This is a genomic window from Faecalibacterium sp. (genome assembly GCF_052358865.1).
GTDB classification, from domain to species: Bacteria; Bacillota; Clostridia; order Oscillospirales; family Ruminococcaceae; genus Faecalibacterium; species Faecalibacterium butyricigenerans.
The window spans coordinates 1-22,157 of the sequence record NZ_DAWCVJ010000041.1; the positions used below are offsets into that span (position 1 = coordinate 1).

At 59.3% G+C, this 22,157-nt stretch carries 16 protein-coding genes and 1 pseudogene; 10 read left to right on the top strand and 7 right to left on the bottom strand.

Going from position 1 to position 22,157, the window contains the following annotated elements; translation table 11 throughout:
• The coding region (locus ACT8X9_RS07975; RefSeq protein WP_444268647.1) for a recombinase family protein at positions 1–1,382 on the top strand (1,382 nt) is incomplete at its 5' end.
• On the opposite strand, the gene uvrA is transcribed toward ACT8X9_RS07975, so the two are convergent.
• The 3 genes from uvrA to ACT8X9_RS07990 form a co-directional block, all read right to left on the bottom strand.
• Positions 1,333–4,191, bottom strand: a complete 2,859-nt coding sequence (gene uvrA, locus ACT8X9_RS07980; protein WP_444268648.1) for an excinuclease ABC subunit UvrA — start codon at positions 4,189–4,191, stop codon at positions 1,333–1,335. The two genes, ACT8X9_RS07975 and uvrA, sit on opposite strands and share 50 nt — an antisense overlap.
• Entirely contained in the window at positions 4,178–6,235 is a 2,058-nt protein-coding gene (uvrB, locus tag ACT8X9_RS07985; protein ID WP_444268649.1) for an excinuclease ABC subunit UvrB, read from the bottom strand. Before uvrB ends, uvrA begins: the two co-directional genes overlap by 14 nt.
• 77 nt (positions 6,236–6,312) lie before the next feature.
• On the bottom strand, positions 6,313–7,047 hold the full coding sequence (locus ACT8X9_RS07990; RefSeq protein ID WP_444268650.1) for a JAB domain-containing protein: 735 nt from the start codon (positions 7,045–7,047) through the stop codon (positions 6,313–6,315).
• Positions 7,048–7,278: 231 nt separating this feature from the next.
• Between ACT8X9_RS07990 and ACT8X9_RS07995 the strand changes: the two genes are divergently transcribed.
• The 5 genes from ACT8X9_RS07995 to ACT8X9_RS08015 are packed head-to-tail and all read left to right on the top strand — an operon-like array spanning position 7,279 to position 11,175.
• Positions 7,279–8,301, top strand: a complete 1,023-nt coding sequence (locus ACT8X9_RS07995) for an RluA family pseudouridine synthase (RefSeq protein WP_444268651.1) — start codon at positions 7,279–7,281, stop codon at positions 8,299–8,301.
• Positions 8,285–8,905, top strand: a complete 621-nt coding sequence (locus tag ACT8X9_RS08000; RefSeq protein ID WP_444268652.1) for a CatA-like O-acetyltransferase — start codon at positions 8,285–8,287, stop codon at positions 8,903–8,905. The genes ACT8X9_RS07995 and ACT8X9_RS08000 overlap by 17 nt, the downstream gene beginning before the upstream one ends.
• A 12-nt stretch (positions 8,906–8,917) precedes the next feature.
• Complete coding sequence (locus tag ACT8X9_RS08005) at positions 8,918–9,502, top strand: HD domain-containing protein (RefSeq protein ID WP_444268653.1); 585 nt, start codon at positions 8,918–8,920, stop codon at positions 9,500–9,502.
• A gap of 28 nt (positions 9,503–9,530) precedes the next feature.
• On the top strand, positions 9,531–10,370 hold the full coding sequence (locus ACT8X9_RS08010) for a hypothetical protein (RefSeq protein ID WP_444268654.1): 840 nt from the start codon (positions 9,531–9,533) through the stop codon (positions 10,368–10,370).
• A gap of 28 nt (positions 10,371–10,398) precedes the next feature.
• Positions 10,399–11,175, top strand: coding sequence for a Cof-type HAD-IIB family hydrolase (locus tag ACT8X9_RS08015; RefSeq protein WP_444268655.1), 777 nt, complete (start codon positions 10,399–10,401; stop codon positions 11,173–11,175).
• 46 nt (positions 11,176–11,221) lie between these two features.
• On the opposite strand, the gene ACT8X9_RS08020 is transcribed toward ACT8X9_RS08015, so the two are convergent.
• The 4 genes from ACT8X9_RS08020 to ACT8X9_RS08035 all read right to left on the bottom strand — a co-directional run bounded on the left by ACT8X9_RS08020 (position 11,222) and on the right by ACT8X9_RS08035 (position 16,599).
• Complete coding sequence (locus tag ACT8X9_RS08020; protein WP_227620010.1) at positions 11,222–11,617, bottom strand: hypothetical protein; 396 nt, start codon at positions 11,615–11,617, stop codon at positions 11,222–11,224.
• Between the two features lie 48 nt (positions 11,618–11,665).
• The gene (locus tag ACT8X9_RS08025) at positions 11,666–12,961 is read right to left on the bottom strand and encodes a diaminopimelate decarboxylase (RefSeq protein WP_227620011.1); all 1,296 of its coding nucleotides are present in this window, start codon (positions 12,959–12,961) and stop codon (positions 11,666–11,668) included.
• Between the two features lie 55 nt (positions 12,962–13,016).
• Positions 13,017–14,915 (bottom strand): polysaccharide biosynthesis protein, encoded by a 1,899-nt coding sequence (locus tag ACT8X9_RS08030; RefSeq protein WP_444268656.1) that lies wholly within the window; start codon positions 14,913–14,915, stop codon positions 13,017–13,019.
• Between the two features lie 94 nt (positions 14,916–15,009).
• Positions 15,010–16,599 carry an oligosaccharide flippase family protein gene (locus ACT8X9_RS08035; protein ID WP_444268657.1) on the bottom strand — a complete coding sequence of 530 codons (1,590 nt, stop codon included), beginning with the start codon at positions 16,597–16,599 and terminating at the stop codon, positions 15,010–15,012.
• A 201-nt stretch (positions 16,600–16,800) separates the two neighbouring features.
• Between ACT8X9_RS08035 and ACT8X9_RS08040 the strand changes: the two genes are divergently transcribed.
• The 4 genes and pseudogenes from ACT8X9_RS08040 to ACT8X9_RS08055 form a co-directional block, all read left to right on the top strand.
• Positions 16,801–17,631 carry an Mrp/NBP35 family ATP-binding protein gene (locus tag ACT8X9_RS08040; RefSeq protein ID WP_174235897.1) on the top strand — a complete coding sequence of 277 codons (831 nt, stop codon included), beginning with the start codon at positions 16,801–16,803 and terminating at the stop codon, positions 17,629–17,631.
• Positions 17,632–17,935: 304 nt separating this feature from the next.
• A complete protein-coding gene (gdhA, locus tag ACT8X9_RS08045) occupies positions 17,936–19,288 on the top strand; it encodes an NADP-specific glutamate dehydrogenase (protein WP_444268658.1) in 1,353 nt (450 codons plus the stop codon).
• Positions 19,289–19,417: 129 nt separating this feature from the next.
• Positions 19,418–21,019 (top strand): hydroxylamine reductase, encoded by a 1,602-nt coding sequence (gene hcp / locus ACT8X9_RS08050; protein ID WP_444268659.1) that lies wholly within the window; start codon positions 19,418–19,420, stop codon positions 21,017–21,019.
• Between the two features lie 274 nt (positions 21,020–21,293).
• A pseudogene (locus ACT8X9_RS08055) lies at positions 21,294–22,157 on the top strand (glutamate synthase subunit alpha); the annotation flags it as partial.

Consider the following 22,157-nt stretch of genomic DNA (forward strand, 5'->3'; position numbering starts at 1 on the left):
TCCTGAAAAAGAACGGTGTCCACCTGATTTCCGTTATGGAACCCATTGCCGAGGGCTCACAGGGCATTCTGGTGGAAACACTGTTGGAAGGTATGGCGGAATACTATTCCGCTGAGTTGTCCGAAAAGGTGATCCGTGGTCAGACCGAGAACGCCCTGAAAGGGAAATGTACTGGCGGCACAGGAACCATTGGCTACAAAATCGACGAGGAAAAGTTTTATCATCTTGACCCGCTGACCGCTCCGCTGGTGTTGGAAGCATTTCAGCGGTATGACAACGGCGATAAGATGGTGGAGATCGTAAACTTTCTCAACGACAAGGGTGTCCGCAATATGCTGGGCGGCAAAATGACCCACAGCAGCGTGAATACCATGCTGAAGAACCGTCGGTACATTGGCGAACTGTCTTTCCGGGATATCGTTGTGCCGGATGCAATTCCGGTTATTGTTCCGAAAGACCTGTTTGACCGGGTGCAGAAGCGTCTGGATAAGAACAAGCGTGCCCCTGCCTGTGGCAAGGCAGACGAGGAATATCTGCTGACCACCAAGCTGTTCTGCGGTAAGTGCGGTGCACTGATGTTCGGCGAAAGCGGAACCAGCGCCACCGGACGCACCTACTATTATTATAAATGCGCCAACGTCAAACGGCGCAAGGGCTGCAACAAAAAGACCGTGCAGAAGGACTGGCTGGAAGATCTGGTTGTTCGGGAGACCATGAAGCTGATTCAGGACGATGCGGTGATCGACAAGATCGTTCAGCTCGTCATGGATGTCCAGAATCAGGAAAACACCACGATTCCGCTGCTGGAAAAGCAACTGCGAGAGGTTAACAAAAAGCTGGACAACCTGATGAAGGCCATCGAGGACGGCTTGTACACCCGGACAACGAAAGAGCGTCTGGAAGCGCTGGAAATTCAGAAAGATGAGCTGACTGCAAAAATTGCAGATGAAAAGTTGAAGAAGCCCAGCTTCAACGAAGATTTTATTCGATTCTGGTTGCTGAAATTTAGAAAATTCGATATTTCGCAGAAAAAACAGCGGAAAGCGCTAATTGAAATTTTTGTAAATGCCATTTTCCTGTATGATGATAGGATGTTGATTACATTTAACTACAAGGATGGCACCCAAACCGTCCGATTTGAGGACACTTTGACCGCCGATTCGGCAGAGGGAAAAAGTTCGGATTTGTCCAGTCTTGCTGGACCATTTGCTTCTCAGTCGAACAACCTTCGGGTTAGCTCGACTGAGGAGCTTTTTTATTTTATCCGAAGCTTTTTTAAACAACAGAGCCGCAGTCCTTTCGGGGGCTGCGGCTCTGTCTGCTTCTGTATCCTTATTTTCCCTCTGCGCGGAGGCGGGCGTCCTTGTCCAGCAGCGGCTTGAGGTACTGGCCGGTAAAGCTTTCCGGTACCTCTGCCACCTGCTCGGGTGTTCCCTCCGCCACGATGAGTCCGCCGGCGCTTCCGCCCTCGGGACCGAGGTCGATGATGTGGTCGGCACACTTGATGAGGTCGAGGTTGTGTTCGATGACGATGACGGTATTGCCCGCATCCACCAGCTTCTGCAGCACCTCGATGAGGCGGTGGACATCCGCGATGTGGAGGCCCGTAGTCGGCTCGTCGAGAATATACACGGTCTTGCCGGTGCTGCGGCGGGCCAGCTCATTGGCCAGCTTGACGCGCTGGGCTTCGCCGCCCGAAAGGGTCGTGGCGCTCTGTCCCAGCGTGACATAGCCCAACCCCACATCCAGCAGGGTCTGCAGTTTGCGGGCGATCTTCGGCTGATTGGCGAAGAAGACCACTGCCTCCTCCACTGTCATGTTCAGCACGTCGGAGATGGTCTTTTCCTTATATTTGACTTCCAGCGTCTCCCGGTTGTAACGTGCACCCTTGCAGACCTCGCAGGGGACGTAGACATCAGGCAGGAAGTGCATCTCGATTTGGAGGATACCGTTGCCCTCGCAGGCCTCGCAGCGGCCTCCCCGGACATTAAAGCTGAACCGTCCCGGGCCATAGCCCCGCATCTTGGCGTCCTGTGTCTGCGAAAAGACGGTGCGGATGTCGTTGAAGACGCCGGTATAGGTGGCCGGGTTGGAGCGGGGTGTCCGGCCGATGGGCTGCTGGTCGATGCCGATGACCTTATCCACAAATTCGAGGCCCTCTACCCCATCGCATCTGCCTGCGCGGGAACGTGCGCCGTTCAACTCACAGGCCAGCGTCTTATACAGGATCTCATTGATGAGGCTCGATTTGCCCGAGCCAGAGATGCCCGTCACGCAGATAAACTCTCCCAGCGGGAACTTCACATCAATATTCCGCAGGTTGTTCTCCCGTGCCCCCCTCACCGTGAGGAAATTGCCATTGCCGGTGCGGCGGGTCTGGGGCACCTCGATGCGCTTGCGGCCCGATAGATAGTCGCCGGTAATGCTGCGCTTGGCCTTGCAGATGTCCTTCACCGAGCCAGCAGCCACAATCTCACCGCCATGGACGCCTGCGCCGGGGCCGACGTCCACGATATAGTCCGCGCTGCGCATGGTATCCTCATCGTGCTCGACCACGATGACCGTATTGCCAAGGTCGCGGAGATTTTTCAGCGTAGCGATGAGCTTATCATTGTCCCGCTGATGCAGGCCGATGGACGGCTCATCCAACACATAGAGCACGCCGGAGAGCGCACTGCCGATCTGGGTCGTCAGGCGGATGCGCTGGCTCTCGCCGCCGGACAGAGTGCCTGCCGCCCGGGCCAGCGTGAGGTAGTCGAGTCCCACGCTCTGCAAGAACTGCAGGCGGTTCTTGATCTCCTTCATGATCTGGCCGCCGATCTGCTTCTGTTTTTCGGTCAGTTCCGGCTCATTGTCGGCGATGAACTTCAGCTCGTCCCGGATGGACAGCTCGCAGAAGTCGCTGATGTTCTTGTCTCCGATGGTCACCGCCAGCACCACCGGCTTGAGGCGTTTGCCGTGGCAGTCGGGGCACTCGACACCTGACATAAAGCTGCCGATCTCCTCCTTCATCCACTCGCTGTTGGTCTCCCGGAAGCGGCGCTCAAGGTTCTCGACGATGCCCTCAAAGGTGTTGTAATAAACACCGCTGCCGAACTCGTTGGTCCGGTGCATCTCGATCTTTTCACCGTTGGTGCCGTAGAGCAGGGCGTTGACGGCTTCAGTGCTCATATCCTTGATCGGCGTATCCAGCGTGAAGCCGTACTTTTTGCCCAGACCCAGATAGTACATCTCCGACACAGAGCCTTCGGCGTAGTACCAGCCGCTGGCCTTGATGGCCCCTTCCCGGATGGAAAGATTCCGGTTGGGCAGGATGCGCTCCTCGTCCACCCGCATGAAGGTGCCGAGGCCGGTGCACTTTTCGCAGGCGCCCAGCGGATTATTGAAGGAGAAGAGACGGGGCGACAGGTCACTGATGGAGATGCCGTGCTCCGGACAGGCGAAATTCTGGCTGAAGGTCATGCACTCGCCGCCGATGACGTCCACCTCGGCCACGCCGCCGGTGAGGGCAAGGGCGGTCTCCAGCGAGTCCGCCAGACGGCCCCGGATGCCCTTGCGCAGGGCGAGGCGGTCCACCACCACCTCCACGGTGTGCTTGATGTTCTTTTCCAGCGTGATCTCCTCGTCTAGATCGTACAGGTTGCCGTCGATCTTCACGCGGGCATAGCCAGCGCGGCGGGCGGCTTCCAGCTCCTTCTGCTGGGTGCCCTTGCGCTGGCGGACGACGGGGGCAAGGACCTGAAACTTCGTCCCCTCTTCCAGCTTGAGGACGGCGTCCACCATCTCGTCCACGGTCTGCTGGCTGATGACCCGCCCGCAGACCGGACAGTGGGGCACGCCCACACGGGCGTACAGAAGGCGCAGGTAATCGTAGATCTCGGTCACAGTGCCCACGGTAGAACGAGGGTTGTGGCTGGTGGTCTTCTGGTCGATGGAAATGGCCGGTGACAGGCCAGTGATCTCGTCCACATCGGGCTTGTCCATCCGGCCAAGGAACATCCGGGCATAGCTGGACAGGCTCTCCACATAGCGGCGCTGGCCGTCGGCGTAGATGGTGTCGAAGGCGAGGCTCGATTTGCCCGAACCGGACAGGCCGGTCATGACGATGAGCTTTTCCCTCGGGAGGGTCAGATTTACATTTTTCAGGTTGTGCTCCCGCGCACCCTTTATGACTATTTTATCGTTTGCCAAGGTACTTTCTCCCTCTTCTTTGTGTCTGTGCATGGTTCTGCTTCCGCTCTGTCTCCGCCGAGGAATCCACGGTGGGGTTCTCGCCCCGGCGCAGACGGTCGATCTGGTCGCGCAGGAAGGCCGCGTGCTCAAATTCCAGCAGCTTCGCCGCCTCCTTCATCTCCCGGGTCAGGCGGTCAATGGCGGCTTCCCGCTCCAGCTTGCCCATCCGCCGGGTGTTCATCTTGGCGTTCTCGGCCTTGTCGCTGATCTCGATGCTGTCCGGGATGGCCTTCACGATGGTCTTGGGCACGATGCCGTGCGCGGCGTTGTAGGCCGTCTGGATGGCGCGGCGGCGCTCCGTCTCAGTGATGGCGCGGTCCATGCTGTCCGTCACCTCGTCGGCGTACATGATGACCAGACCTTCTGCGTTGCGGGCCGCACGGCCGATGGTCTGGATCAAGCTGGTCTCACTGCGGAGGAAGCCTTCTTTATCGGCGTCGAGGATGGCCACAAGGCTCACCTCGGGCAGATCGAGGCCCTCACGCAGCAGGTTGATGCCCACCACCACGTCGATGGTGCCGAGGCGGAGGTCTTTGATGATCTCCATCCGCTCAAAGGTGTCCACCTCGTGATGCATATACTTGACCTTTATCCCCTGCTCGGTGAAGTAATCCGTCAGGTCCTCGGCCATCTTCTTGGTCAGGGTCGTGACAAGGACGCGCTCATGCCGCTGGATGCGGGCATTGATCTCGCCCAAGAGGTCTGTCACCTGCCCCTCCACCGGGCGCACCGAGATGAGCGGGTCGAGCAGACCGGTCGGCCGGATGACCTGCTGGGCCACCTGCGTGCTGTTCTGGCGCTCGTACTCGCCGGGGGTGGCCGAGACGAAGATCATCTGGTTGAGCTTGGATTCCACCTCTTCAAACTTGAGGGGGCGGTTGTCGAAGGCCGACGGCAGGCGGAAGCCGTACTCCACCAGCGTCTTTTTGCGGGCATAATCTCCGCCGTACATGGCCCGCACCTGCGGCAGGGTGACATGGCTCTCGTCCACGAAGAGCAGAAAATCCTCCGGGAAATAGTCCAGCAGGGTCGTGGGCATACTACCCGGCGCGCGGCCCGACAGGACAGCGGAATAGTTCTCAATGCCCTTGCAGATGCCCACCTCGGTGAGCATCTCGATGTCGTAGTTCGTCCGCTGCTGGATGCGCTGGGCCTCGATGAGCTTACCCTCCGAGGTGAACTGCTTTACCTGCGCGTCGCACTCTGCCCGGATCTTCTCGATGGCCGCAGCCTTTTTGTCGGCGCTGACGATATAATGGCTGGCCGGGAAGATGGCAACGTGCTTCACCACGTTCTGTTTTGCGCCGGTGAGGGGGTTGAATTCGGTGATGCGGTCGATCTCGTCGCCGAAAAATTCCACCCGGATGGCCAGCTCGCTCATATAGGCCAGATAGATGTCCACGATGTCCCCATGGACGCGGAATTTATTGCGGATAAAGTTGACGTCGTTCCGCTCATATTGCAGCGTCACCAGCTTCTCGCACAGCTCGTCCCGCTCCATCTGCATCCCGGGCCGCAGGCTGATGACCATGCTGCGGTAATCAATAGGGTCGCCCAGAGAGTAGATGCAGGACACCGACGCCACGATGATGACATCCCGCCGCTCCGACAGCGCCGCCGTGGCCGAGTGGCGCAGACGGTCGATCTCGTCGTTGATGGCACTGTCCTTCTCGATATAGGTATCGGTGCTGGGGATATAGGCCTCCGGCTGGTAGTAGTCGTAGTAGGAGACGAAATACTCCACAGCATTGTCCGGGAAGAACGAGCGGAACTCGGTGCAGAGCTGAGCCGCCAGCGTCTTATTATGGGCCAGCACCAGCGTGGGACGGTTGCACTGGGCGATGACATTCGCCATCGTGAAGGTCTTGCCGCTGCCGGTGACGCCCAGCAAGGTCTGGCAGCGGTCGCCCCGCTCTACCCCTTCCACCAGCTGGGCGATGGCCTGCGGCTGGTCGCCCGTGGGGGCGTAGGACGACACCAGATGGAATTTTTCCTCTGCCACAAAAAGCCCTCCTTTTTGAAACTACGATTAGTTGTATGTCGTAGCGCTATTATACCACAATTATTTTATAATGTAAATCATTCTCTTCCATATGGGCGTAACATTGTGCCGGTCTCGAAGTCGTAGAAGGGCAGGCGGTTGGATTCCCGCATGGAAAAATACTCATTTTCCGCGATGATGATGTGGTCGCGCAGGCGTATTTTCACCAGCCCCAGCGCACGGACGATGTTTTCCGTGGCGGCAAGGTCTTCCCGGGAGGGCAGCGGCACACCGTTCGGGTGATTATGGCAGAGCACAACACTCTCCGTCCCGCCTCGGAGCGCCGCCGAGACAACATCCTTCACCTCCAGACCCACCATCCGGCTGTTCCCTTCTTTCAGCCAGCAGACCCCCTTTACCCGGCTGCGGCTGTCCAGCGAGAGGAGCAGGACCTTCTCCTGCCTTGCCCCGGCGAAGCGGGGCTTCAGGTAAGTCACCAGCCGCTCGGTGGTCGTCAGCGCACCCTCGGTCCTGGTGCGGTCGTGCTCATAGTATCGACTCACCTCGGGCAGGAGATGCAGCATCCGGGCGCTGGCCGGGCCGATGCCCGCCACACTGCACAGCTCTTCTTCACTGGCCTCCAGCACCCCGGTAAAGCTGCCGAACCGCTCCAGCAGCGCGTGGGCGATGCCGTTGGTGTCCCGGCGGGCGTTGGTGATGTAGAGCAGGTATTCCAGCACTTCGTGGGGTGCGAGGCTTTCCAGCCCGTACTGTTCCACCCGGGTGCGCATCCGCTGTCGGTGTCCCTCGTGGCTTATGTTCTGTCCCGCCATAGCTGTGCTCCTTTGCATTGCAGTCGTTTCTTTTATAGTACCCCATTTTCAGCAAAAGACAAGAGCCGACCGAAAATATTCTGCGTTGACTTCATGGGGAGAGTAGATTATTATAAGGTAGAAGCAGCCCTCTCAGTCTCATCGCAGGCTCCTCTCCAGCTTTCCTTGTAGGGGGGCTTCGGCAAAAAGACAAACGACATCTTTTCAGAAAACAAAAAAGGATATGCTTTTATGAAACAATACACTGCCACCGCCAACGACGAGGGCGTCCGCCTCTCCCGCTTTGTCCAGAGCGTGACCCGCGACTTCCCTACCAGCCTCTTATACAAGAGCTTCCGCAACAAGCGCATCAAGGTCAACGGCAAAAAGGGTGCGCCCGAAGACCGCATCAAAGCCGGCGACCTCATCGAGCTGTACATCAACGACGAGTTCTTCCCGCCGGAGGGTGCAAAGCCTGCCCATAAGCCTGCCCCCAAGAAACAGCAGAACCAGCCCAAGGTGACGGTCATCTACGAGGATGAGAACATCGCCGTTCTCTACAAGCCCACCCACCTGCTCTGCCACAGCGACCGCACCGGCGACGCGAATCTCGTGGGCGCATTTACCCAGTATCTGGCCCAAAAAGGCGAATACGACCCGCAGGGCGAGAACCGCTTCAAGCCCGGCATCTGCAACCGCCTCGACCGGGGCACCGAGGGCCTCGTCATCGCGGCCAAGAGCTACGCCGCCCTCCGGGACATGAACGAGATCATCCGCACCGACCTGCTCAAAAAAGAGTACTACACCATTACCGTGGGCATCCCTCAGAGCGGACGGTTCACCGCGTGGTGGGAACACGACGAAAAGAACAACAAGGTGAGCATCCACGCCCACCAGTCCCAGGACGAGCGCCGCAAGCAGATCATCACCGATGTGGATGTACTGCGGACGGCAGGCCCCTTCGCCCTCTGCCGCATCGGCCTCATCACCGGCCGCACCCATCAGATCCGTGCCCATCTGGCCTATCTGGGCAAGCCGGTGCTGGGCGACATCAAATACGGCAACCGGAAGATGAACGAGCGCACCGGCACCAAGACGCAGGCCCTCTGCGCCGTCCGTATCAGCTTCCTCGACATTCCCGAGGAAAATACCCTCCACTACCTCTCCGGCAAGGTCATCAAACTGAAAGACCCGCAGATCGTAAAGCAGTTCGACGCGCTGGATAAAAATAAGCAGGCCCCCGCCGAGGAGAAGCAAGATGGAAAAAGTCGATAGGACCCACTGGGAGCGGGCTGAATTGTTCGAGTTTTTCTCCGCTGTTTCCCACCCTTTTTACAGCGTCACCTTCCGGGTGGATGTAACAAACCTTTACCGCTATGTCAAGGAGCGGCATTTGTCGTTTTATTACGCGATGGGGTATCTCGTGACGGACGCCGTGAACAGCGTGAAGAATTTCCGCTACGCCATCCGGGACGGCGAGGTGTGGCTGCTGGATGAGCGCATTCCCAGTCTGACCGACCTGAAACCCGGCAGTGAGCAGTTTCACATCGTCACCCTGCCAAAAGTCGGTGGCATTGCGGAGTTCTGTGCCTCCGCACAGGCGAGAAGCGCTGCCCAGAAGACCCTTCTTGACCAGGACGAAGAGAACGACAACCTCATCTATATCTCCTGCACACCGTGGTTTGATTTGACCGGCTGCACCAACGAGCGGGATTTTGACCGGGACGACAACATCCCCCGCATCACATGGGGCAGATATGGCGAGGAAAATGGCTGCAAGAAATTGGGGATGTCGCTGGAGGTCAATCACCGCTTCATCGACGGTCTCCATCTGGGGAAATTCTACGAGAAACTACAGGCCGACATCGACGCACTATAAGGAGGCGTTCTGATGTATCCTGACCGCAAGACCGCCGAGGCCCTTTTGACAGAGGCCGAGCTGCACAACCCCGGCCCGTGGGGCGACCACAGCCGCACAGCAGCCCACTGCGCCGAGGTCATCGCCGCCGCCTGCGGACTGGACGCGGACAAGGCCTATGTGTTGGGCCTCCTCCACGACATCGGGCGGCGATACGGTAAGCGGCATCTCGGCCATGTCGTGGATGGCTGCCGCTATATGCTCTCGCTGGGGTACGACGAGGTGGCGCGGGTCTGCCTGAGCCACTCCTTCAACGACCAGTCGCTGGAAGATTACGTCGGCAATCGGGACACCAGCCCCGAAGAAACGGCGCTCATTGAAAACCGCCTTGCAACAATGGTCTACGACGAATACGACCGCCTGATTCAGCTTTGCGACTCGCTGGCCGGAGCTGACGGCGTAATGGACATCATCGAGCGGATGGAGGATGTCCGTCGCCGCTATGGCGATTATCCGCAGAACAAATGGGACATCAACCTCGCCATCAAGGCACATTTTGAGGCGCTTGCCGGGCGTGACATCTACGACATCGTGGGCCAGCCCACAGCTCATAAGTAAGCCAGATTAAACTGGAAGGGATGTTTTTATGGGGTTCTTTTCTTCTCTATTCAACACTTTTTTCTCTTCATCCAGTTCCCCAAAAACCGTTTCTTATTCTAAATCGTCACCAAATAAATTTGATGACGATAACGATTATTACGATTCTTATCCTCAGCTTTATTCCGATTTATCTGACTGCAATCTTAACTATTCCGATTATACCTTTTCTGGGAAGTTTACCAAAACCGGAAGAATGCGCACTAAACGCCATATCCGGATTTTCAAAGATGAAGATGTATTATACAGTATTATTAAATTAGGATATGAACAGCCCATAACCTATTCCCGTGAAATTCCATCTTCTCCAAGCACAGCTCAACTAGATTATCTCTATGATCTCGCGCTGGATCACGGTAATTCTGTTCCAGCTGTTTTGTCTTTTTATGATGCATCCGCTTTGATTTCCAGATATGTCGATCATGATAGGATTCCTAATCCAGAGCTTTTTCATTTTGCTGATGAAATGCACATTAGTGTTTCTTACTATAGTGGAAAACGAATGCTATACGATATTGTTTTCGCACAGTTAGATGAGCTGGACCGTACAGCATTTTTTATTTTCTGTGTATATCGCGACATCGATCATTCAGTCAGTGGAAATTTAAATCGTTGCCGTTATAAAGATCTTTTTTATTCTTTTGCCGAATCCGTGAAGGATGATTCAAAATTTCATAAATCTCTTGATGAGAATTATTATGGCGCTGATTTGCGTTTTTTTGGTTCCAAATATTCCAAATCACTTGGTTATTCACTTTCCGGTGGAAGTAAACGCACCTACGCGTATAAGCAAGCCAAAGAATTTCTTATTTCTCATGGTCTAATATAAATTCAATATTTTACAGGAGTCACACATTATGCGCAAGCCCCGCATCATCTTTTTCGACATCGACGGCACTCTCATCGACATGGAGAAAAAGCGCATCACCAAGCCGACTTTGGATGCTCTGCGCCGCTTACAGCAAAACGGCATCCTGCTGGCCATCGCCACCGGGCGTTCCCCTCTCATCGTGCCGAGATTCGACGGCGTGGAGTTCGACGTCTTTCTTACCTACAACGGCTCCTACTGCTACGACCGTCGCGGAGATATTTTTGCCAGCCCCATCCCGCCGCAGGATGTGCAGACGCTGATCCAAAACGCCGCAGCGCTTGGTCGTCCGGTGTCGGTCGCAGGACGGACACAGCTGCTCTCCAACGGAACGGATGACGATTTAACGGCATATTACGCCATCGGCGGACGAGCGCCGGTCATTTCCGATAAGTTCGACGAAGTCTCCCGAGGTGAAGTTTTCCAGCTGCTGATGGGCTGCCGCGAAAGCGACTGGCCCGCCATCCTCAAGGGCACCACCGGCGCAAAGATCGCCGCGTGGTGGGACAGGGCCGTAGACATCATCCCCACCTCGGGCGGCAAGGGCGCAGGCATCCGGAAGGTACTGGCCCACTACGGCCTGACAAAGGAAGATGCGATGGCCTTCGGCGATGGGAACAACGATATAGAAATGTTTCAGGCCGTCGGCCACAGTGTGGCCATGGGCAACGCCTCCCCCGACCTGAAAGCCATTGCCAGCGTGGTCTGTCGTCCCTGCGCTGAAGACGGCATTTATCACTACTGCAAAGAAAATGGTTTGATTTAAGAAAACAAAAAGAGGCCGCTATAAAAGCAGCCTCTTTTTTTGCTATTTACTTTTCTTCTCGTTCCGCCTTTTCGGCCTCCTGCTGCTGACGCAGCTTTTTGATGCGCTTTTTCTCGCTCTCGACGCGAGGCCATGGCCACGAAAAGCCTTCGTTCTCTTTGCACCAGCGGGTGAGCGGATAGAACGCGAAAGCCAGCCCGAACAGGTACAGCAGGACGTACAGCAGGCCCGAAAGCGTTACCAGTGCGTCCAGTGCACCGATGAGGGCCATAAGAAAGCCCGCCTTCAGGAAGAAAAGTCCGTTCTGACGGCAGTACTCGGGGAAATTTTCAGCCTTGACGGCCTGACGGCCCTGATCGCCCCAGACCCGGGGATTTTTCATGACCGAATACCCGTAAAAGACCAGCATCAGGCCACAGGTGAGTTGGAATCCAAAAAACATCTGCGTCGTTCCTCGCTTTATTCTGGTGTAATGGTCTCAGAAGACCGCTTAGTCGTCGTACTCGCCCAGCAGCGGCTTCATGAAGGGCAGGAAGTCCAGCGTTGCAAAGTAATCGCGGGGGGTCTCGGCGCGGCGGATGAGACGGTGGGAGCCGTCCTCGCAGAGCAGGACTTCGGCGCTGCGCAGCTTGCCGTTGTAGTTGTAGCCCATCGCAGAGCCGTGTGCACCGGTGTCGTGGATATACACGATGTCGCCGATGTCGATCTTGGGCAGCATCCGGTCGATGGCAAACTTGTCGTTGTTCTCGCACAGGCCGCCCACTACGTCATACTTGTGGTCGCAGGGGGCATTCTCCTTGCCCAGCACCGTGATGTGATGGTAAGCGCCGTACATGGCGGGGCGCATCAGGTTGGCCGCACAGGCGTCCAGACCGATGTACTCCTTGTAGATGTGCTTCTCGTGGATGGCAGTTGCCACCAGCGCGCCGTAGGGGCCGGTGGTGAAGCGGCCCATCTCGGTGAAGATGGCGACATCGCCCATCCCGGCAGGGACCAGGATCTCCTCGAATTTCTTACGGACACCCTCGCCGATGGCCATGATGTCGTTCTCAGTCTGCTCAGGACGGTACGGGATGCCCACGCCGCCGGACAGGTTGATGTAGGCGATGTGGACGCCGGTGGCCTTCTGGACGCGAACCGCCAGCTGGAACAGGATCGCGGCCAGCTCGGGGTAGTAGGCGTCCGAAATGGTGTTGGAAGCGAGGAAGGCGTGGATGCCGAAGTTCTTGGCTCCCTTTGCAGCCAGCTTCTTGTAGCTGTCGATCATCTGCTCCTCGGTCATGCCGTACTTGGCATCCCCGGGCTTGTCCATGACCTGAAAGCCCTCCTTGCTCTCGCCCAACTGGAAGGTGCCGCCCGGATTGTAGCGGCAGAAGATGTTCTCCGGCACACCGGCTACCCGGTCGAGGAAGTCCACCATCGTGGCGTCGTCGAGGTTGATATAAGCGCCCAGCTCGTAGGCCTTCTTCATGTCCTCCACGGGGGTCTGGTTGGAGGAGAACATGATGTCGCTGCCGCTGAAGCCGCACACCTCACTGAGCATCAGCTCGGTCAGGGAGGAGCAGTCCACGCCGCAGCCCTCTTCCTTCAGGATCTGGAGGATGACGGGGTTGGGCAGAGCCTTGACCGCGAAATACTCGCGGAAGCCCTTATTCCAGCTGAAGGCTTTGTTGATGCGGCGGGCGTTCTCCCGGATGCCCTTCTCGTCGTAGACGTGGAAGGGGGTGGGCACGTCCTGAATGATGTCCTGAGCCATCGACTCAGTCAAAAACGGTTTCTTTTCCATGATATACATCCCTCTCATATATTTTTACACGGCCGAATGCCGTGCAGCCAGCAGTTCACAGCTTGAGGTTCTCCCGGGTAGGGGTGAAGGTGGGCACCATCTTGGCCAGCTGGGCCACGACGTTGTCGTCGTTGTGCTCGGCGGCGGCAGACAGCTCCTGAAGCTGCTGATAGAACTCGCCAAGGTCGATGCTCCGGGGCGGAGCCACGAAGATCTTATTGTGGCCGGTACGGCGCATCTTGTCCTGTTCCTCGTCCATCATCAGCTCTTCGTAGAGCTTCTCGCCGGGGCGGAGACCCACGATCTTGATGTCCATATTCACGCCCGGCTCATAGCCGTAGAAACGGATGAGCTGCTTTGCGAGATCCATGATCTTGACCGGCTCACCCATATCCAGCACATAGATGCTGCCGCTCTCAGCCAATGCGCCGGCCTGCAGCACCAGCTGTGCGGCCTCCGGGATGGTCATGAAATAGCGCTCGATGTTGGGGTCAGTCAGGGTGACGGGGCCGCCCTTTTTGATCTGCGCCTCGAACAGCGGGATGACGCTGCCGTGGCTGCCCAGCACGTTGCCGAAGCGGACGGCCACGCACTTCATGTCGGTGTTGCCCGCAAAGGTCTGGATGAGCATCTCGCACAGGCGCTTGGTGCAGCCCATGACGCTGGTGGGGTTGACGGCCTTATCGGTGGAAAGCTGCACCAGCCGCTCCACGCCGTGCTCGCTGGCACTGACCAGCAGGTTCTTGGTGCCGAAGACGTTGTTCTTGACGGCCTCGGCGGGGCTGATCTCCATGAGCGGGACGTGCTTGTGGGCCGCGGCGTGGAACACCACCGTGGGGTGGTAGGTCTCAAAGACCTCGTCCAGACGGGCCTTGTCCCGGATGGAACCCACCAGCACCGTGATGGGCACATCGCGGCCATACTTCTGCTGCAGTTCCATCTGCAGCTCGTAGGCGCAGTTCTCGTAAATATCGAAGATGAGCAGCTTCGCGGGTCTGAAGCGCATGACCTGACGGCAAAGCTCGCTGCCGATGCTGCCGCCGCCGCCCGTCACCAGCACGGTCTTGCCGGTGAGGTAGCCCGAGATCTGGGCCGTGTCCAGCGTGACCTCCTCACGGGAGAGGAAGTCGGCGGTATTCAGCTCACGGAACGCCCCCTGCTGGGGTGCGCCTGCCCCCACAAGCTGGGGGTCGCTGAGCATCTGCACCGCACAGTGGGTGGAGACGCAGAGGTCGATGACATGGTTCAGGCGGCTGCCCCGCAGGGTCGGGATGGCAATGATGATGGTGTGGATGCTGTAGCGGGTGCACAGGTCGGGGATCTCCTCCAGCGTACCCTTCACCGGGACGCCGTGGATGGTCTGGCCCAGCTTGGCGGGGTCATCGTCCACCGCCACCACCGGGTGGCCGTAGCTGCCGTTGCTCTTGCAGACGTTGATGGCCCACGCACCGGCCTCGCCCGCGCCCACGATCATCACAGGGCGGTTGGGGTCTTTGCTGGTATTGCCCCGCAGCCGCTCGCCCAGCGGGTGGTTCAGGAAGAGCCGCCACGCCAGACGGCTCCCGCCGACGAGCAGGAAGATGAGCACCGAAGCCATCGCGTTGGCCGAGTTGAAGAGCACGCCATGGATGAAGCAGCGGTTGACCAGATACACCACGACCGTCGGGGCAGCGATCATCCCAGCCAGACGGATGAGGTCCCGCTCTCCGGCGTATTTCCAGAGGATGGTGTAGAGCCTCCCGCCCAAGAAGCTGAGCAGATAGACCGCCACGATCCACGGCAGGTTCGCGTAGAGCAGGGCGCGGTTGTGAGGCCACCATGAGGCCTCGACTGCGCCGTCTGCGCGGAGCAGGAGCGCAAAATAAAAGCTGAAGGCTACGATGGCTGCGTCCAGCACCACCAGAAAGGCCCGGCGGGCCAGCACCTGCAGCATACTTGTTTTCTTTTCCTTCACAAAAAGTCCTCTTTTGCATCAGGGCCGGTGTCGGAGAGACGCCAGCCGCCGTTTTTTCGACCCAAGGGCCTATCGCCCCATCGTATCTGTATCATTATACTCGATTCTTCTCCCCATGTCCAGCGCTTTTGTGTCTTCTCTCCCCTGCCGCCACGTCCCGCAGCTCCTCGCCGAGGCCCAGCGGCCATGCCGCCGCAAAGCAGACCAGCATCATCCCCGCACCGCCCAGCGCCACCGCCGCCAGCTGCGCGGGCACTCCTCTCGCCAGCCATGGGGTCAGGAGCTTCCGCAGCGCCAGCCCCGCTCCGGCACCGACCGTCCCCGCAAGACCCGGCGCCCCCAGCCACCGCCACAGTCGCAGCGGCAGGCCGCAGCTGGACAGCAGCCGCCCGGTGTTGGCGGCGCAGGTGTAGAGGCTGGACAGGAGGATCACGAAGAGAAATCCCTTCATCCCGAACCGGGGCAGCAGGAGCACCACCCCCGCGATGCGGAGGCAGGAGTCCCACATACTGTACCGGAAGACGGCTTTCTGCTCTCCCATCCCCTTCATCGCGCCGTCCACCATGCTCTCGAGGTACATCAGCGGCATGGCCGGGCCGAGGATGACGAGATAGCTGCCCGCCTCCGCGCTGCCGTAGAGTGCCTCGGCCAGCGGCTGTCCCCACACCCAGAATGCCGCCCCCGCCAGCGCCGAAAAATAGCCTGTGAGCCGCAGCATCCGGTCGATGAGGACGGAGAGCCGCCTGCTCTGCCCCCGGAGATGGGCTTGGGTGATCTCGGGCATCAGGAGGACGGACAGACTCCCCAGCAGCCCGAAGGGAAAGGTCAGCAGGGGCAGGGCCATCCCTTTCAGATTTCCGTACTGGGTCACAGCCTCGGCACGCCCGCCGGAGCATTGCAGATAGACTGCAAGACAGGCCGGGACCAACATATTCTCGGCGGTGTGGAGGGCACTGGCGAGACATCGCCCGCCCTCCACCGGCCAGAGGATGTCCCAGAGCCGCCTCCCCGGGTCATGGGGACGCTGTACAGGCTGTGAGCCGAAGCAGCGGCGGGCCTCCCGGCAGTAGAACAGGGCCATCAGACCGGTGCTGACGGCCTCGCTGGCCGCCGTTGCGCCCAGCACTGCCGTACAGCGCTGCCCCGCATCCCATCCGAGAGCGTCGGCCCGGCCCAGCGCGGCCCAGACGATGCCGATGCGGACGGTCTGCTCAGCCAGCTGGCTCAGGACATTCGGCTCGACCCGCCGCCGGGCGATGAAAAAGCCCCGCAGCACCGACGACACCGCCATCCACGGCAGGCCCAGCGACGAGACGCGCAGCGCCCCCGCCGCCCGGGCATCTCCCAGCCACCACCGTGCGGCGAGGTCGGCCAGACCGAACTGGGCCGCCAGCGCCGCCACTCCCAGCCCGGCCCCCGCCAGCAGAAGACGGCGCAGCATCCCCCGGGCCTCGGCCGGGCTTCGGGCCAGCTCTTCGGCCATCAGGCGGGTGGCCGCCACCGATACGCCTGCCGTCGCCAGCGTAACGAAAAGCGAGTAGACCGCCAGCACCAGCTGATACAGCCCCATCCCCTCGCCGCCCAGCGCGTTCGCCAGCCAGATGCGCAGCCCCATCCCCGCCAGCCGGAGCAGGACATCTGCTCCGGTCATCAGGGCTGCGTTTTTCAGATAGCTCTTTCCCACTGCGCCCCCTCCCTTTCCTGCTCGTATTTTTTTATAGGTATGCACGCCGCTCTGGGAAATATGAGCGGCGGCGTGGGTTGTTTCTTTCCCAGTTTTATGATATGATATATATTGTATCTGGCGGAGCGTTTTCTGCCAGACAGGATCTAAGAATGCAAGGAGGAAGCGCACCCCGGTACCACGGCCGTGCGCAATGAGACAATGAGCGAAGAATGTACCCATGACTGCTCCAACTGCGGGGCAGCGTGTTCTTCCCGCAATGCTGCACCCCAGCATGACGCCCCCAACCCCAACAGCAGCGTCAAGAAGGTCATCGGCGTCGTGTCCGGCAAGGGCGGCGTCGGCAAGAGCATGACCAGCGCCCTGCTGGCCTGCGCCATGGCACGCCGCGGCTACCACTGCGGCATCCTCGACGCCGACATCACCGGCCCGTCCATCCCGAAGCTGTTCGGCATCCATGGCCGCGCCATGGCGGACGACAAGGGCTGCTGGCCCATCCAGAGCCGGATGGGCATCGACGTCATGAGCATCAACCTGCTGGTGGAGAACGAAGAGGACCCCGTCGTCTGGCGCGGCCCCGTCATCGCCGGTGCGGTCAAGCAGTTCTGGACCGATGTGGTCTGGAAGGACGTCGATTTCCTGTTCGTGGATATGCCTCCGGGAACGGGTGATGTGCCCCTGACCGTCTTCCAGAGCCTGCCTGTGGACGGCATCGTGGTCGTGGCAAGCCCGCAGGAGCTGGTGAGCATGATCGTCGCCAAGGCTGTGAACATGGCCGAGATGATGAAGGTGCCCATGCTGGGCATCGTCGAGAACATGAGCTACATCGTCTGCCCCGACTGCGGCAAGCACATCAATGTGTTCGGCGACAGCCATGTGGACGAGGTGGCCGCAAAGCACCACCTGCCCGTGCTGGCCAAGTGCCCCATCGACCCCCAGCTGGCCGCGCTGTCCGACGCCGGCATGATCGAGACCTACGGCGGACAGTTCCTCGAGGGTGCCGCTGACGCCTGCGAGAAGCTGCTGAAGTAAGACTTATCCCCCCTGCACCGCCCTTCCCGGGCCGGTGCAGGGGGATTTTTATTCTTTCGCAAAATCAGGCGTTATCGCCGCTTTTTGAAGCACCCGTTCTTTTTTGTGAAGTATGTTCATCTTTTCTGTAGCTTTTTTGAAAGATTTTCCAGCTTTTGCAGGGCGGGCCATCTTGTAAATCGGCGGATAAAGCTTTATAATAACGAAGTGTGCTGAGGTTCACTGTCCCTGCCGTGGAGACGGGAGAGCTGGGGCCTCATAATAGAGCTACACGATAGAGTTAAGGGAAAAGGAGTATCTTACTATGCTGACGAATGAATATCTGAAGCGTGTCTACGAGGGCCTCGAGAAGCGCAATGCCAACGAGCCTGAGTTCCTGCAGGCTGTCCGTGAGGTGCTGGAGAGCATCCAGCCCGTCGTGGAGAAGCACCCCGAGTACGAGAAGGCCGGCCTCATCGAGCGTCTGGTCGAGCCGGAGCGCATCATCTCCTTCCGTGTGCCTTGGGTCGATGATCAGGGCAAGGTTCAGGTGAACCGCGGCTACCGCGTCCAGTTCAACAGCGCCATCGGCCCTTACAAGGGCGGCCTGCGCTTCCACCCTTCTGTCAATCAGGGCATCCTGAAGTTCCTCGGCTTCGAGCAGATCTTCAAGAACAGCCTGACCACCCTGCCCATGGGCGGCGGCAAGGGCGGCTCTGACTTCGACCCCCACGGCAAGAGCGACATGGAAGTCATGCGCTTCTGCCAGAGCTTCATGACCGAGCTGTACCGCCACATCGGCCAGTTTGTGGACTGCCCTGCCGGTGACATCGGCGTCGGCGGCCGCGAGGTCGGCTATATGTTCGGCCAGTACAAGCGCCTGACCAACAGTTTTCAGGGCGGTATGCTCACCGGCAAGGGCCTGACCTTCGGCGGCTCTCTGGCCCGTACCGAGGCCACCGGCTACGGCCTGTGCTACTTCACCGCTGAGGCTCTGAAGTGTATGCGCAACGACAGCTTCGAGGGCAAGACCGTGGTGATCTCCGGCTCCGGCAACGTCGCCATCTATGCCTGCGAGAAGGCCACCCAGCTGGGTGCCAAGGTCGTCACCATGTCCGACTCCAACGGCTATGTCTACGACCCCAACGGCATCGATCTGGCCTACGTCAAGGATCTGAAGGAAGTCCGCCGCGGCCGCATCAAGGAGTATGCTGAGACCCACAAGGATGCGACCTATGTTGCTGACTGCACCAAGGTCTGGACTGTCCCCTGCGACATCGCCCTGCCCTGCGCTACCCAGAACGAGATCAACAAGGAGTCCGCAGAGGCTCTGGTGAAGGGCGGCTGCACCGTGGTCTGCGAGGGCGCTAACATGCCCAGCACTCCCGAGGCCATCGAGGTCTATCTGTCCAACGGCGTCCTGTACGGACCCGCAAAGGCCTCCAACGCCGGCGGCGTGGCTACCTCCGGTCTGGAGATGAGCCAGAACTCCGAGCGTCTGAGCTGGACCTTTGAGGAGGTCGATGCAAAGCTGAAGGGCATCATGGAGGGCATCTTCCACGCTTCCTATGACGCTTCTGTGGCTGCCGGCTCCGAGGGCAACCTGATGGTCGGTGCAAACTGCGCCGGCTTCCTGAAGGTCGCCACCGCTATGATGGCTCAGGGCATCACCTACTAAGCTTTTCCCCAAAAAACAGCAAGGGCCGCATCCGCGAGGGTGCGGCTTTTTTTGGTTTGCCCCGCCTGCCTGCATAACCGTCTGCCGCCCCGCTCATACTCCTTTCATCAAACGAAAAGAGGTTTTTGCATGGACGAAATGATGTTCTGTTATCAATGCGAGCAGGCGGCAAACTGCACGGCCTGCACCGGAAAAGCGGGTGTCTGCGGCAAATCAGCCGAGACAGCCGACGCGCAGGACAAGCTCACCGGGGCACTCATCGGCTTTGCCACCCTGCTGCTGGACATCGGCAGACCCATCCGGCCCCCGCAGGCACTCCTGCTGACGGAAGGATTGTTCACCACCATCACCAATGTTGATTTCGACCCCCAGACGGTGGCGCAGCTGACCGATAAGGTCTGGAAGGCCAAGCAGGAAGCCTTTGCCTCGGCCAGCCCTGCACCTGCACCAGTGTCCGACTACGATATGCAGAAGCTGTGGCAGGAGCCGGACCCCGACCGGAAGAGCCTGTGCTCCTTTGTCCTCTTTGGGCTGCGCGGCATGGCAGCTTACTCCTACCACGCGCGGGTGCTGGGCTATACCGATGGCGAGATCGACCTGTTTTTCTGCACGGCGCTGCGGGCCATCGCACAGGAGCGGGACAAGGACAAGCTCTTCCAGCTGGTGGAGGACACCGGGCGGATGGCCTGCCGGGTCATGGCTGAGCTGGACAAGGCCAACACCGGCGCGTTTGGCGACCCGGAACCGGTGGAGGTGTCCCTGACCATCGAGAAAGGGCCTTTCATCGTCATCTCCGGCCACGACCTCTACGACGCCAAGTGCCTGTTGGAGCAGACCGAGGGCAAGGGCATCAATGTCTACACCCACTCCGAGATGCTGCCTGCCCACGGCTACCCGGAGCTGAAAAAGCGCTTTCCTCATCTGAAAGGCAACTTTGGCACCGCATGGCAGAACCAGCAGCGGGAGTTTGAGGACATCCCTGCACCGGTGCTCTTCACCACCAACTGCATCATGCCCCTCCGGCCCAGCTATGCCGACCGGGTATTCACCACCTCTGTCGTCTCCTATCCCGGCGTCACCCACATCGGGGAGGACCGGGATTTTTCGCCGGTCATTGCCAAGGCGCTTGAGCTGGGCGGCTACCCGGAGGACACCCTCATCCCGGGCATGAACGGCGGCAGTGTGGTCGCCACCGGCTTTGCCCACCATGCCGTATTGAGCCATGCGGAGGAGATCGTCCAAGCCGTCCACGAGGGTGCCATCCGGCACTTTTTCCTCATCGGCGGCTGCGACGGCACCCGCCCCTCCCGCCGGTACTACACGGATTTTGCCAAGCTGACCCCGCCCGACACCGTCATCCTGACGCTGGCCTGCGGCAAGTTCCGGCTCAACGACCTGCCGCTGGGTACGGTGGCGGGTCTGCCCCGCATCCTCGACGTGGGCCAGTGCAACGACGCCTACAGTGCCATCCGTATCGCGCTGGGTCTGGCCGAAGCTTTTGACTGCTCGGTCAACGAGCTGCCCCTCTCCATCATCCTCTGCTGGTTCGAGCAGAAGGCGGTCTGTGTGCTGATGGCCCTGCTGGCGCTGGGCATCCGGGGCATCCGTCTCGGCCCCACCCTGCCCGCCTTCCTCTCCCCCGGGGTGGCCGCTGTTTTGCAGGAGAAGTATGACCTCCGGCCCATCACCACGCCGGAGGACGATCTTGCCGCCTGTCTGGGCCGGCACTGAGCCGGAAAAGGCATACTATTTCCTACTCTGCGTGTCTGTTTTTCACAAGAAGAACCGCCGCCGTGTACCCAGCTTTGGTGCAGCTGTCACTTGAATCTATTTCAACACCTTTGTATAATAGTGTTGTTATCCGGAACAAGGGCGTTCCAGATGTGTCTTTGCCGACCCATCTGGGACGCCTTTTCTTTTTATCGGCACAGAGGGGCGCTGCGGATTGTGCCGCAGCACTGCCAGGATAAGCCTCCGGAAAATCGAAAAAAGGATGGGAAAGTCTATGGAAAATTTCACGGAGCAAAAAGGGCCATTGGGCCTCTATGACCCCCAGTTCGAGCACGACGCCTGCGGCATCGGCGCGGTTGTGGACATCAAGGGCCGCAAGAGCCACCAGACCGTCAGCGATGCACTGTCCATCGTGGAGCGCCTTGAGCACCGCGCCGGCAAGGACGCCGAGGGCAAGACCGGCGACGGCGTCGGCATCATGCTGCAGATCAGCCACCGCTTCTTCACGAAGGTGGCCGACGAGCTGAACATCAGCCTCGGCAACGAGCGCGAATACGGCGTGGGTATGTTCTTCTTCCCCCAGAACGAGCATCTGCGGGCGCAGGCCATGAAGCTGTTCGAGCTTGTGACCCGCAAAGAGGGCCTTGAGTTTCTGGCATGGCGCGCCGTGCCCGTAGACCCCGACGCTGTGGGTCAGAAAGCCCGTGACTGTATGCCCTCCATCTGGCAGTGCTTCATCAAAAAGCCCGCCAAGGTGAGCAAGGGCATCGACTTCGACCGCAAGCTCTACATCGTCCGCCGGGTCTTTGAGCAGGCCAGCAACGGCACCTATGTGCCCAGCCTGTCCAGCCGCACCATCGTGTACAAGGGGATGTTCCTCGTCCACGACCTGCGCCTGTTCTACCTCGACTTGCAGGACGAGGATTACGAGTCCGCCATCGGCATGGTGCACAGCCGCTTCTCCACCAACACCAACCCCAGCTGGATGCGCGCCCACCCCAACCGCTTCATCCTCCACAACGGCAAGATCAAAACCATCAAGGGCAACACCGACGCCATGCAGGCCCGCGAGGAGCCCATCTCCTGTCCCATATACACATCTCCGAGCCCACGAGCCGGAGCGACAGCTCGTATGCCG

Excerpts from the sequence above, each read along its gene's own strand:
- ACT8X9_RS08010 (WP_444268654.1), top strand. The coding sequence starts at position 9,531 with ATGGGGTTCTTTTCTTCTCTATTCAACACTTTTTTCTCTTCATCCAGT.
- ACT8X9_RS08025 (WP_227620011.1), bottom strand. The coding sequence starts at position 12,961 with ATGGAAAAGAAACCGTTTTTGACTGAGTCGATGGCTCAGGACATCATT.
- ACT8X9_RS08020 (WP_227620010.1), bottom strand. The coding sequence starts at position 11,617 with ATGTTTTTTGGATTCCAACTCACCTGTGGCCTGATGCTGGTCTTTTAC.
- gdhA (WP_444268658.1), top strand. The coding sequence starts at position 17,936 with ATGCTGACGAATGAATATCTGAAGCGTGTCTACGAGGGCCTCGAGAAG.
- ACT8X9_RS07995 (WP_444268651.1), top strand. The coding sequence starts at position 7,279 with ATGAAACAATACACTGCCACCGCCAACGACGAGGGCGTCCGCCTCTCC.
- ACT8X9_RS08005 (WP_444268653.1), top strand. The coding sequence starts at position 8,918 with ATGTATCCTGACCGCAAGACCGCCGAGGCCCTTTTGACAGAGGCCGAG.
- hcp (WP_444268659.1), top strand. The coding sequence starts at position 19,418 with ATGGACGAAATGATGTTCTGTTATCAATGCGAGCAGGCGGCAAACTGC.
- ACT8X9_RS08000 (WP_444268652.1), top strand. The coding sequence starts at position 8,285 with ATGGAAAAAGTCGATAGGACCCACTGGGAGCGGGCTGAATTGTTCGAG.
- ACT8X9_RS08040 (WP_174235897.1), top strand. The coding sequence starts at position 16,801 with ATGAGCGAAGAATGTACCCATGACTGCTCCAACTGCGGGGCAGCGTGT.
- ACT8X9_RS08015 (WP_444268655.1), top strand. The coding sequence starts at position 10,399 with ATGCGCAAGCCCCGCATCATCTTTTTCGACATCGACGGCACTCTCATC.
- ACT8X9_RS07990 (WP_444268650.1), bottom strand. The coding sequence starts at position 7,047 with ATGGCGGGACAGAACATAAGCCACGAGGGACACCGACAGCGGATGCGC.